Raw genomic sequence first — 11667 nt, 5'->3', positions numbered from 1 at the left:
GTAAAATAACTATTTTATTCTACCAAAAGGTGACTTTTTATTGTACTATACTGGAAAATCTTCTCCCTTTTTGTTTGCCGAAATCTCACCCTTTTAGTTTACCATTTACAAGAGTTATGATTGACCCCGCCGGACACCCTTTTTGCTTATGTCAAATGAAATCAATTATCGAAAGTGCCCATTTTGCGTTGTTATAGAAAATCAGGAAATTGAGAGGAAATTCACGATATTCCTGTAAATACTGGTTTGATGGATGTCTTACCTAATAAAAAAATTAAAAGCAACCTTTAAAGGGATGTTTTTAATTTTTTTGAATAGTATACCTTAAGCATTAATATTCAATATGGATCTTGCGGCATTATTTCAATTTTTATAGTTTATCGATTATTTAAAAGATGGATTGGATGTAATTGATAAAATATATTTGCAGAATCATAAGGGACGCTGGTAGTCGGGTTAGTTTAATTCAAACACAGTAAATATTGTTGCTAATATGGTTTTACTAAAATATCAAAATAATGTTATAATTATCCTAAAAATAAGATGCATTTATAAAGTAATATGAATTATATAAGGAGGAATAAAAAAATGTACAATCATGCGCCTGATGATTATATTTGCCCATTTTGCTTAGTAGTTAATGGAATTGAAAATGAACACGTATATACCAAACAATCCGATATAATTTATAAGGATGATTACATAACGGCGTTCATTAGTGCAGGTCAGTATAAGAATAATAAGGGAAACGTAATTATTATTCCAAATAGCCATTATGAAAATATATATGACCTGCCAAATGAACTTTCTGACAAGATTCATCATTTAGAAAAAGAGATGGCTCTAGCACTTAAGGAGATATATAAATGTGATGGGGTTTCATCAAGGCAACATAATGAGCCTTGCGGAAATCAGGATGTATGGCATTATCATTTGCATGTGTTTCCAAGATATAAGGATGATGATTTGTATTTAACTGACAGAGAAGCATCTAAACCAGAAGAGCGTATTGAATACGCCAATAAGTTGAAAAATTATTTTAAAAATATTAACGCAGATAATCTGTAAGTATAAATAATAATAAAGTTTTAAATGTGTTGATACAATTATATTAGATTACTTGGAGGTATAGTATGGCTGCAAACATTTTTAGATGCAGAATAGATGAAATAGGCACATTAAAATGCTATAGAAAAATTGGACTTGCTAAAAGTATAATTAATAAAATCATTGAAGATGGAAAATTAAATGCTGTAATGAAAATATGGATACCAACCAATATTAATAATGAAGCAGCATGTGCATTATATAGAAGTATTGGAGCAGATGAACCAAAAGTAAAAGATGAAATTATCTATAATTATAGATATTGAGTAAATTTCTTAAATAACTTATTATGCAATATTTTTAAATGAGAAATCCTAATAATTTTTGCTTTATTATTGCATCATTGGTATTAAATTTCATATGTGGTACTATTATATATAGATTAATTCGGAATCGTAAAATATGACGAAACAATTAATATTGATAAAAGAGATATGGGGGATTTAGCATGGAACTAAATATAAAGCAAATGAATTATGATGAAGCAAAGCAAATTTCAAAATGGATTTATAAAGAGCCATATTCAATCTATAGTATGGATGGAAGTGATAACTGTATAGGTGAACTCCTTAATGGAACATACTTTTCGGCTTCTGATGAAGAAAATAATCTTATAGGTTACTATTGCTTTGGTGAATCTGCTCAAGTTCCAGTAGGGAATCAATTTGGTGCTTATGAATGCAAAGATATTACTGATATTGGTTTAGGAATAAACCCTAATTTGTGTGGTCAAGGATTAGGACTTAAATTTTTTAGTAGTGGTTTAGATTATGTCAGAAATAATCTATCAGCAAAAAGGTTTCGCTTGACGGTAGCAACTTTTAATCAACGGGCAATAAAAGTATATCAAAAGGCTGGTTTTGAAAAGATTAACTCTTTTGAAAGAATTACGGAATCTGGTAAAATTGATTTTTGGGTTATGATTTTCTGTTAATAAGATATTAGTTGATTCACATTTTTCTTAAACTACAAAATAATAATAAAAAATAAATAAAAATTATTATGTTAGATATCTTTGAAAGTATTATAATTGACATATAACATTTCGTGTCTACATCAATCAAAAAATTAAGTTCGAAACCTATAATAGATTATGATTGTAGTTAATGATATAAATCAAATAGATGAATATAATTACATTATGGAAATTCATGTATATAGCGCCAGAGGAGAAAATGGAATTGAAGGTCGAAGATATTTTGTAAAGTTAAATCAAGATAATTCGGAAAATTACACGCATCATATCCATATCTATCAGAAAAGGAATCCTCATATTTCTGATGAATTGATGTTTAGAGATTATTTAAAAATTGATAATGAAGCTTTAAAGGAATATGAAAGAGTAAAAATAGCAGCAGCACTGAAATTTCGTTATAGCCCTCAAGAATATGTTCATGCAAAATATGATTGCATCAAAAGTATTATGAATAAAGCTAAATCATACTATAAAAATAAATAATTTAATAGATGAACTAATGCAGAATTGTAAAACATTGTTAAACAAAGTCAATGTATATACTTTAGATGGAGAGTGATTAAATATGGATGTTTTTTCTTATGGCAGTCCTTATCTTGACAACCTTTCAGAAAAATATAATTATGCGCAAATGCTTCATGAAACTTTTGACAATGTCATTGTTCCTGGCTTTAAAGGAAAAGGGTTTAGAAAAAATGGAAAAACCATTTATCGTCAGCGTGACGGTCTTATAGAAGTATGTAATATTAAGTTTTCTAGGGATAACAGTAGAGTCCACGCCAGATTTTATTTAAGTGTAGATATTGCTATACCTTCTCTTTACGATTTGCTAGGTAAAAAATATGATAAGAAATGGGAGGCAACAGTATTTACAATAGAGCCAAGCACAATTATTGGTTGGGAGTATGACTTGAGTAATTTTGCGTATCCTCTCTATATGTTAGATTTATGGAATAGTCCGCTGCTTCCCGTTTCACTAACCGAAAACAGGAAAGATGAAAAGAAGGATTCTTTAAAAGAAAAACTTGATAATAGGTACAATAAACAGAATGGTGAAGGCTTCAATGAGGTTGTTGCTTCTGATATTGAAAATGTCATAATTAAATTTTTCAATACAATTCCATGTGCTGAACTATTATTAAATAATATCGACAATGATGAACCTAATAGATATGTTGATGAAATAATGATGTATCAGATATCACGCCTTTATCATAAGTATGGAGAGCAGGAAAAAGCTCAAAAAATATTAAAAAGAATACAAAATGGCTTTTTAAAAGATCGGATTCATGATTATGTTAATCATGTAGGAATTGTTTTATAGGCTGTTTGATTAGTTGATATAATTAATTCACAATGAAGGAGGATATATTTGTATAGGTATATTGTCTAAAAGCGTACATACGGGGCTATTTGTTGAAGACATTGAAAAGATGGTGACGTTTTACAGGGATATCTTAGGCTTTGAAACAGATTGGGACGGAGGGCCCTTTATAAGTTTCAAGGTTAAAGATGGTGGCTTGTTTATGTTTGACAGGAAACAATTTGCTGAGGAAATGAAGCAGCCTTATTGCCTACCCATGGGCTTCAATTTGACCATGGAAATAGGCATAGAAGGTGATGTTGATAGGGAATATGAACGGCTAACAGCACTTGGGGTTAAATCGCTTACAGGAGAGCCAGTTACACAACCTTGGGGGCAAAGAAATTTTTGGATTGCTGATCCTGAAGGTAATTATATTGAAATTGGCTGCTGAACTTATAGAGAAGCTAATTAGAATTTGCAGAGGAGCAAAATAGGAGATTTAGGAGGTCAATATGGAACAAATATGGGAAAAGCTTTATAAAGAAGCTATGAAGGTAATAAATCCACACGAAGTTTCAAGTTCTATGTGGGTTGGAAGCGTTGCTTCAGCGGTATTAACAAGAAAAGGTAATATTTACACAGGTATCTGTATAGATACAAATGGCTCATTAGGAATGTGTGCAGAAAGAAATGCTTTATCAACAATGCTCACACATGGAGAAAATGAAGTAGAGAAGGTTGTTTCTGTTTATAAGGATGGAAAAGTGATTCCTTCTTGTGGTGCCTGCAGAGAATTTATGATGCACCTTGGAAAAGATGCAGAAAATATTGAAATGTTACTTGATAATGAAGGAAAAACAATCAAGCTAATTGAATTGCTACCAGAATATCCAAGATACAAATAATTTCTTGTAGCTAGAAGCAAACAAGTGTCATGAATTCAATTGATTTAAGCATCTGATAATGCTATATCTGTAGAAATTAGCGATAGGCATTTTCTGCTATAACTTCTATCTCTCATAAACGCAATTTTTGAATTAATTTTGTTACCGTTTTTATCATTGCTAATTTCTACAGCTGCAAATGTATTATTTTGTTAGCTTTCAAATGAACTACGTTTCACTATAATTGTCATGTTTGCGATAACTAGGATAGAAACAATAGATAAAATAATCATACCCGCACTTAATGTTGATATATTTTTAGGTGATTCTACAGAAATAACACCATAAAAGTCAAAAATCTTTTGTTGAAAGTAAAAAATGGAATTTTTCAAATCAAACTTGCCTAAATTGGGAAAAACAAACATATAAACTACGATCGCTATTATTCCTACATATATATTTTTAAATAGTATACCTAAAGAATATCCTATTTCTGCAAAAAGTAAGGCTATAGCATATACAAATATAAATTTAGTTGTCATTGGTGATTTTGTCGGTACTACACCTGATTTAAACTGTTCAATTGGTATAACGCTTGATAATCTCCAATACATAATGGAGCCAATGCCATAAGAAATTAATAACGCAGCAATCAAAATAATTAAACTAACAAATGCTATGGACAATTGCTTTGAAATGCTAAAAGATATTTTATGCATTCTAACTGTTTTAAGCTTAATCGTTCTATATTTAAAATCATTATTGGCAACGATTAATCCTAAAGCACCAAATACAATTGGGAAAAGAAGAACACAAGACTCCATTAATTGAGACAATGTATATCTAGGACTTGCGGCATATGCATATCTGCTGACAGTTTTTTTATGGTAAAGAATAGGATTAGAAATTGTGCCACCATTTTCATTATTTTCTACCTTATAATTTGGATCAGACAAATCTTTTTGAATATCGAGACCGTTTTGTTTATAATAACTTTCCGTTTTTTTATAAGAATTATATGTATCAGTTACAGAACTATAATTTAAAAATAATATAAATCCAAATAGTATTATAAGAAGAGCTAAGATTATATAATAAAATTTTGATTTAATACCATATAATAATTCTTGTTTAATGTATTTCTTCATCATATATATCCTCCAGTTTAGCGCCGCTATCACAGAAATCTTTTTTTAATAGCAGTATTTTTCTATCTTTAAATACAAACAAATCATCAATCATTTCATTATAAAAACTAAATTGATGTCCTGTAAGTATAATGGTCATATTACTTGCCCAACTTTTAATGGTTTTTTTTAACGATCTTATCATCTCATAGTCAAGACCATTTGAAATTTCATCCATTATTAAGTACCGTGGCTCCAAAATTTCTACTAGAGCTAATGCTAATTTTTTCTTTTGCCCATAAGAATATGTTTTAACTTTTCTTTTTAATAAGCCATAATCTAAGTAATTATTAGCTATCTGTTCAATTCGTTTTTGTGTTTGTTTACCTTCACCCCAAATTATAAGATTATTTATTCCACTTATATTGGTGTAAAAGGGGCAATCATCCCATATTACCAAGCACTTATCTCTTATTTCATTAATGCTTTTGTCATCAAAAATAAATTTACCGTTATGTTTTTCCATCTCCATCATGCATTTAATAAATGTGGTTTTTCCTGAGCCATTGGGACCCATTAAGAATGAAATTTTATTATCTCTTATTTCAAAATTTGATTTATCTATTATAATAGAAGTGCTGGAATAACTTTTAGAGAGATCTACACATTTTATCATAAAACTATCTCCTTCATAATTTACCCATCTACTTGCAGTAAATTGTTAGTCCACAAGTAGATGGGTATTTTAGTGTATATAAGTCTAAATGAGCGTAAATATATTCATTTAACTTAAATCATTACTTTTAGGCAAAAATTAAACGTCATATGACCAATCTGCATTTCCTGACCAAGTTGCATGAGCCTGATCGGTAATTGTTGTATCCCATCCAAGAGTTTGTCCACCAATTACAGCACCTGCTGTAAATTTATGTTTAAAGTTAACATAGAGATTATCAGCATTAGAGTAGCTCAACTTTGAATATCCTTGAACACTAACAAATAGTCCACTTTCTTCTTGGCGAGCGTCATAAGAAGTAATGTCAAGATTAGAATTAACTGTCCAATCTAAAGTATCTTTTGACCATGCAAGATACTTTACGCCTCTTGTAGACCATGTTTCATAGGTTGTTGATGCGTTAGCTGCTATTGGAATTAAATTCATAAAGCCTATTGTGAGTGCAATAACCAGACCTTTAATTTTATTATTTTTCATTATATTTCTCCCCATTTCTTAATATTATTTTGTTCAATTGTTATTAAACTTTTAAATGATATAGATACATTAGTAGATATAACTTAAATTAGCTAATTTAAAAATAAGCGTCATTGTAACAAAAAAGTTGTTTTAAACTAGTTTGTTGCAATAATATATTGTGTATTTTAAAAGTTTATATATTAAAAGCATCTCGAGCTGCCTTTAATTTCTAGGAAAATAAAGTTATTGTTCAAAATTGTTTTAAAGAAAATAATTTATAGGAATTAGCTTGGTGTATTTTGGAAGCTGCAATTTCAAGTAATTAGCTTACATAAATTTTAAGCTTATAATTAATAGTGATATCTATGCTTATAATAAACGTAAAAAATATAGAATATGATGTAGATAGGTATGCTGTTGCCTATAGATAGAAGTAGTATATACATAAATATTGAAGTAATTATTAATAATTTTATTAGTTAATTAGTAGTAACAAGATATAATTTTACAGTGCATGTAATTATATTACCATAGTATACAATAAATGTAAATACCATATATTACATTTAAAAATTGTTAATAATTTCATATAGTAATTTAATGTCTAATAAAAAATTTCAAAAACGATATGTAGTCAATATATATTTTGAAAATCAACAAAATTTGTATGGTATTAATGTTAATTTATTCTGATAGATATTAAATAAGTTATTGTAGTTTGAATTTGTATAGCTTTATATTTATAATCATTCCTGTAATATACGTTGTATTTTATGGTAGGTTTATGCTTTATGAAGAATGGCTGAAATAAGTCCAATATTGCATGATCTTCATAAAAAGAGAATATGCTAAGAATGCGAAGGAGGTTTAAGAACGAGTGAATTTTTGAAATTAGAAGATTTTATTCAGCATTCAGATTTAAGTTATGAAGAGGTTATAGTCCAATTTTTACAGGATAACGGAATAAGGAAGGATTGATGATTTTGAATATGTAGGGAAATGTGATTCTGAGTGCCCGGAATGTGATGCGGAAAGATTTAGTGTCTGGCGTAAGGATATAGGACTCATCAAAGATAAAAACGCTTTTACTTTTGATTTGGATGCCGCTGATGAAACATTGGATTTTGCTCTATATTTTTGTAATAAATGCGGTAAGTGGACTACTTATATAGAGTAGTTAAATGTGAAGAGGCAAGAGAATCTATTCTACCTTTTCGCATTTATAGGTACTACGGTAAGATGTGACATAAATAATGGTCATATAGTATTGACTCTAACCCAAGGTTAGGATTTAAAATAGCATTGAAAGGGGGCGGAGTCTTGAAAATTAGTGAGTTCGCTAAAAGATCAGGAATAACTGTTAAAACACTGCTTCATTATGATAAGATTGGGCTGTTAAAGCCATCCTTCAAAACAGAAGCAGGTTATAGAATTTATTGTGATGAAGATTTTATCAAGCTGCAGCAGATTACTACACTAAAATTCATTGGATTATCACTTGAAGAAATAAAGCAGCTTATAAGTGAAAAAGGCACGAACATAGAAAGCATAATCAGTATTCAAAAAAAAGAGCTAGAGGAAAAAAAGAAGCATATCGATACAGTTATCACTGCACTAAATAAAGCCGAAAGGCAAGTTCAAAATAATAGTTTTTTGGATGTTCAGCAGCTTATAGAGATTATCAAGATGACAAATATGGAAACTAGAGTAAAGCAGAGATTTAATAAAGCAAGCAATAAATACATCACTGACAGTTATTATTGGAGAGCCAAAACAGCAGAATTAATAAATGAATTGGTTAAGCCTAATCCTGAGGATGTTATACTTGACTTAGGTTGCGGTACTGGAAAACAAATTATTCAGCTATCTCAAAATATAAAATTAGCAATAGGTGTGGATATCAGTGATGGGATGATTAGCCAAGCTAAAGAAAATGCCGCCAGAGAAGAGGCACATAATGTTGAACTTTATATAGGAACCTTTGAGGAACCTAATTTGAATGTAGATTTAAAGGAAAAGGGTGTTACAAAAATTATTTGCAACTACGCTCTGCACCATCTAACTACAATATATAAGCAAAAGGCCATAGAAAAGATGATTAATATATGTGGAGACAGCCTGCAAAGCATCGTTATTGGCGATTTGATGTTCTTTGAAAATCCTGATAATTATAAAGAAGAGTTCTCATCAGTAGGCTATGGATCAGAAGTGGATTTTCCATCTAGCATTGAAGAGCTGGTAAATTGCTTTTCAAACTCTGATTTCAAGGTTGAAGTACATAAATTACATCCCCTAGTAGGTGTTTTGGCTGCTAATAGGAATATTTAATAGCTTATTTATAAAAAAGGAGAGGAGTAAAAATGAGCGAGATATTTAAGCAAATACCCTTATACAGATTTCTAATGTTTTGCAATGCGGAAGATATGGATAAGACAGTATTGGATTGTGGAGCAGGAGGAGATTGTCCACCATTAAGTTTATTTTCAGAGTATGGCTACTCCACCCATGGTATAGAAATAAACAGCAGCCAATTGGAAGCAGCAAATAAATATGCAGATAAAAAAGGACAAAATCTAAATATTAATCGAGGGGATATGAGAAGCTTAGAATTTGAGGATGAGGCTTTTAGCTTTGTTTATTCTTACAATTCAGTATTCCATATGAGAAAAACAGAGGTTTCAGAAGCTATTGATGAAATGAAACGAGTATTAAAGAAAAATGGATTACTTTTTGTAAATTTTCTTACTACAAAGGACTTCCGCTGCGGAACGGGTGTAGATTTAGGGGAAAACCAATATGAACAAATGGATGATTTTCCTGTAATACATTCCTATTTTGCAGAGAGTGAACCGGACAAGTACTTTCAGGATATGGAGATATTGTACAAAGAAGATAGGGCACTAGAAAGAATATATGAAGGTAAGAAAATTAGACAGGGCTTCCAGGATTATATTGTTAGAAAGAGATAAAAAGAAGGGAAATATCTATGGATAGTTTGCATTTACCTAATAGGATTAAAAAACACCTTTTAAATATGGAGTATGAGCAAAACAATATTGGCTGCTCACAGGCAGCTGTATATAAATTTTTTTCGGAAGCAGAGGTATTATATTTAAAAGCTGAGCCAAAAGCAGGTGAGCTTGAAAGGGAATATAAAAATATGCTATGGCTGCAGGAAAGGCTTCCTGTACCTGAGATAATTGAATGGGTGCCAGAAAAGGATATGAATTATCTTTTGATTTCGGAAATTGGCGGTAAGATGCTATGTGATGATTATTACCTAAAAAATCCTGCTTTAGCAGTTTCTTTGCTTGCAAAGGGCATTAATTTGCTGAAATCCGTGAATATTAAGGATTGCCCTGCACATAATAACTTACATAAGAAACTGAAGGATGCTGCTGAGAATATTAGACTTAACAGGGTGGATATGAGTGACTGGGAAGCAAGCAGCAATGGCTTTTCATCCCCGCAGGAATTGCTTAACTTTCTAAATAGTAACATACCTGAAAATGAAGAGCTGGTTTTTACTCACGGTGATTATTGCCTTCCCAACATTTTTGCTGACGATGAACAGATAACAGGATTTATTGATATTGGACGTGCAGGAGTAGCAGATTTGTGGCAGGATGTGGCACTCTGTATTCGTTCCTTAAGACATAACTTTAAAACAAAGAAGTATGATGCTTTGTTATTAGAGCAGATAGGCATCCAACTAAATAAAGAAAAATTAGATTATTATATTTTGTTGGATGAGTTGTTTTAATTTCGGATAATTGGCAAAAAGCCAATGTAATTTGATTTTTATGATTATTAGAGACATAATATATAGAAATATCGTATTAATACATGACAGGGGAGTTACTAAACTAAAAATTCTCTGGCTACAGAAAAAATAAATCATAATTGCATTGGGGGTTGATGGGGTATGAAGAAAAAATATATAATTTTTCCTATAATTGCTATACTTATATTATTAGGCTTTATTGCGGATAATGGATATAAAAAAGCTGAAGAGAAGGATATAACTAAAGTTAGCTCTAAAATTAACTCCCTTAAGCCTTTAAATTTTAATAAAAAGATAGATATTAATAATGTAAAAGTAGTGGCCCATAGAGCGCTTGGCTTTGGAGGAGTGGAAAATTCTCTTGAAGCAATTCAAAACTCCATAAATAATAAAGTGGGCCGTGCGGAAATAGATGTGCAGGAAACTAAGGATGGAGTAGTAGTGCTGCTGCATGATAGAAATCTAAAAAGACTCACTGGCTTAAATAAGTATGTGGATCAAGTAACCTATAAGCAGATTGAGAAACTAAACCTAGCGGCAACTTCACCAGGAAATGGCATAGAAAGGATTCCTACCTTAGATTCAGTAATTAAAGCAAGTTATGGCAAGCAGAATTTGATAATAGAAATAAAGCCCAACGGAAACATTAAGGATCTCACTAAAAATGTGGTGAATATTATTGATAAGGATAATTTTGTGGATCAATGCAAGGTTCATTCTTTAAATTACGATATATTGCTATATGTTAAGAGATTAAATCCTCACATTCAGACTGGGTATATTGTAAGTCAGCCTACGCGAAATTTATCCTCACTAAAGGTGGATTTTTATAGCATACAAAAAAATATAGTGAATAAGAAGCTGGTAGATGATATACACAGTAATAACAAAGAAATATATGCGTGGTCTGTAGATAGGCCAGATGAAATAGATAATATGCTTAAATTAAATGTAGATGGAATAATCTCTGACAAACCTCAGCTATTGCTAAATATGAGAAATGAGAAAAAACCTCAAATTGCCCAATAGAAATTTTGCAGCTTGCATTTTATTTTACAGCTGCTATACACCACTTTTCATTTTCCTTCATAACTGAAAGTGTTTCTTCCTGAAAACTATTGTCCACTGAAGTTCGCCAGTGTAATTTGATCTTTATAGCATAGGAAGAAGCACTTATTTTGTAACCGTCAAAAATTCTCCGTATACAAATTTCTAATAAATTTTGATAAACTAAATCCAGTAGAAAGCATGTATCATCACCGCTTCGCTATTGGATTTAAGCTAGTTC

14 protein-coding genes and 1 pseudogene are annotated in these 11667 nt (G+C 30.6%); 12 read left to right on the top strand and 3 right to left on the bottom strand.

Annotated elements, in window-relative coordinates; genetic code table 11:
• Nucleotides 1-110 precede the first annotated feature (110 nt).
• The 8 genes and pseudogenes from IAI10_RS24745 to IAI10_RS23825 all read left to right on the top strand — a co-directional run.
• Nucleotides 111-197, top strand: a pseudogene (locus tag IAI10_RS24745) (VOC family protein); the annotation flags it as partial.
• Between the two features lie 391 nt (nt 198-588).
• On the top strand, nt 589-1068 hold the full coding sequence (locus tag IAI10_RS23855; protein ID WP_315675817.1) for an HIT family protein: 480 nt from the start codon (nt 589-591) through the stop codon (nt 1066-1068).
• A 65-nt stretch (nt 1069-1133) separates the two neighbouring features.
• Nucleotides 1134-1373: a GNAT family N-acetyltransferase gene (locus tag IAI10_RS23850; RefSeq protein ID WP_315675816.1), complete on the top strand. Its 240-nt coding sequence runs from the start codon at nt 1134-1136 to the stop codon at nt 1371-1373.
• A gap of 182 nt (nt 1374-1555) precedes the next feature.
• Nucleotides 1556-2041: a GNAT family N-acetyltransferase gene (locus IAI10_RS23845; RefSeq protein ID WP_315675815.1), complete on the top strand. Its 486-nt coding sequence runs from the start codon at nt 1556-1558 to the stop codon at nt 2039-2041.
• 159 nt (nt 2042-2200) lie between these two features.
• Complete coding sequence (locus IAI10_RS23840; protein ID WP_315675814.1) at nt 2201-2566, top strand: GrpB family protein; 366 nt, start codon at nt 2201-2203, stop codon at nt 2564-2566.
• A gap of 82 nt (nt 2567-2648) precedes the next feature.
• Nucleotides 2649-3407, top strand: coding sequence for a DUF4304 domain-containing protein (locus IAI10_RS23835; protein WP_315675813.1), 759 nt, complete (start codon nt 2649-2651; stop codon nt 3405-3407).
• A gap of 61 nt (nt 3408-3468) precedes the next feature.
• Complete coding sequence (locus IAI10_RS23830; protein ID WP_396334422.1) at nt 3469-3840, top strand: VOC family protein; 372 nt, start codon at nt 3469-3471, stop codon at nt 3838-3840.
• Nucleotides 3841-3901: 61 nt separating this feature from the next.
• Nucleotides 3902-4294, top strand: a complete 393-nt coding sequence (locus tag IAI10_RS23825) for a cytidine deaminase (protein ID WP_315675812.1) — start codon at nt 3902-3904, stop codon at nt 4292-4294.
• Nucleotides 4295-4485: 191 nt separating this feature from the next.
• Here the strand turns inward: IAI10_RS23825 and IAI10_RS23820 are convergent, their stop codons facing one another.
• From IAI10_RS23820 to IAI10_RS23810, 3 genes are all read right to left on the bottom strand, one after another.
• Nucleotides 4486-5424: a hypothetical protein gene (locus tag IAI10_RS23820; RefSeq protein WP_315675811.1), complete on the bottom strand. Its 939-nt coding sequence runs from the start codon at nt 5422-5424 to the stop codon at nt 4486-4488.
• Nucleotides 5405-6076 (bottom strand): ATP-binding cassette domain-containing protein, encoded by a 672-nt coding sequence (locus tag IAI10_RS23815; RefSeq protein ID WP_315675810.1) that lies wholly within the window; start codon nt 6074-6076, stop codon nt 5405-5407. Before IAI10_RS23815 ends, IAI10_RS23820 begins: the two co-directional genes overlap by 20 nt.
• A gap of 138 nt (nt 6077-6214) precedes the next feature.
• Nucleotides 6215-6628 carry a hypothetical protein gene (locus IAI10_RS23810; protein ID WP_315675809.1) on the bottom strand — a complete coding sequence of 138 codons (414 nt, stop codon included), beginning with the start codon at nt 6626-6628 and terminating at the stop codon, nt 6215-6217.
• Nucleotides 6629-7915: 1287 nt separating this feature from the next.
• On the opposite strand from IAI10_RS23810, the gene IAI10_RS23805 reads away from it, so the two are divergent.
• The 4 genes from IAI10_RS23805 to IAI10_RS23790 all read left to right on the top strand — a co-directional run bounded on the left by IAI10_RS23805 (nt 7916) and on the right by IAI10_RS23790 (nt 11408).
• On the top strand, nt 7916-8923 hold the full coding sequence (locus tag IAI10_RS23805; RefSeq protein WP_315675808.1) for a MerR family transcriptional regulator: 1008 nt from the start codon (nt 7916-7918) through the stop codon (nt 8921-8923).
• A gap of 32 nt (nt 8924-8955) precedes the next feature.
• Nucleotides 8956-9564 (top strand): class I SAM-dependent methyltransferase, encoded by a 609-nt coding sequence (locus IAI10_RS23800; RefSeq protein ID WP_315675807.1) that lies wholly within the window; start codon nt 8956-8958, stop codon nt 9562-9564.
• A 17-nt stretch (nt 9565-9581) separates the two neighbouring features.
• The gene (locus IAI10_RS23795) at nt 9582-10358 is read left to right on the top strand and encodes an APH(3') family aminoglycoside O-phosphotransferase (protein ID WP_315675806.1); all 777 of its coding nucleotides are present in this window, start codon (nt 9582-9584) and stop codon (nt 10356-10358) included.
• Nucleotides 10359-10520: 162 nt separating this feature from the next.
• On the top strand, nt 10521-11408 hold the full coding sequence (locus IAI10_RS23790) for a glycerophosphodiester phosphodiesterase family protein (RefSeq protein WP_315675805.1): 888 nt from the start codon (nt 10521-10523) through the stop codon (nt 11406-11408).
• Nucleotides 11409-11667 lie beyond the last annotated feature (259 nt).

Origin of the sequence: Clostridium sp. 19966, assembly GCF_032335695.1 — a bacterium.
Lineage (GTDB): Bacteria > Bacillota > Clostridia > Clostridiales > Clostridiaceae > JACTOJ01.
The sequence above is the reverse complement of the archived record's forward strand: the minus strand, read 5'-3'. Positions and strand labels throughout refer to the sequence as shown.

What these genes read in the sequence shown, in the direction of transcription:
- IAI10_RS23820 (WP_315675811.1), bottom strand. Translation starts at nt 5,424, where the DNA reads ATGATGAAGAAATACATTAAACAAGAATTATTATATGGTATTAAATCA.
- IAI10_RS23840 (WP_315675814.1), top strand. Translation starts at nt 2,201, where the DNA reads ATGATTGTAGTTAATGATATAAATCAAATAGATGAATATAATTACATT.
- IAI10_RS23810 (WP_315675809.1), bottom strand. Translation starts at nt 6,628, where the DNA reads ATGGGGAGAAATATAATGAAAAATAATAAAATTAAAGGTCTGGTTATT.
- IAI10_RS23795 (WP_315675806.1), top strand. Translation starts at nt 9,582, where the DNA reads ATGGATAGTTTGCATTTACCTAATAGGATTAAAAAACACCTTTTAAAT.
- IAI10_RS23855 (WP_315675817.1), top strand. Translation starts at nt 589, where the DNA reads ATGTACAATCATGCGCCTGATGATTATATTTGCCCATTTTGCTTAGTA.
- IAI10_RS23835 (WP_315675813.1), top strand. Translation starts at nt 2,649, where the DNA reads ATGGATGTTTTTTCTTATGGCAGTCCTTATCTTGACAACCTTTCAGAA.
- IAI10_RS23790 (WP_315675805.1), top strand. Translation starts at nt 10,521, where the DNA reads ATGAAGAAAAAATATATAATTTTTCCTATAATTGCTATACTTATATTA.
- IAI10_RS23815 (WP_315675810.1), bottom strand. Translation starts at nt 6,076, where the DNA reads ATGATAAAATGTGTAGATCTCTCTAAAAGTTATTCCAGCACTTCTATT.
- IAI10_RS23845 (WP_315675815.1), top strand. Translation starts at nt 1,556, where the DNA reads ATGGAACTAAATATAAAGCAAATGAATTATGATGAAGCAAAGCAAATT.
- IAI10_RS23800 (WP_315675807.1), top strand. Translation starts at nt 8,956, where the DNA reads ATGAGCGAGATATTTAAGCAAATACCCTTATACAGATTTCTAATGTTT.
- IAI10_RS23850 (WP_315675816.1), top strand. Translation starts at nt 1,134, where the DNA reads ATGGCTGCAAACATTTTTAGATGCAGAATAGATGAAATAGGCACATTA.
- IAI10_RS23825 (WP_315675812.1), top strand. Translation starts at nt 3,902, where the DNA reads ATGGAACAAATATGGGAAAAGCTTTATAAAGAAGCTATGAAGGTAATA.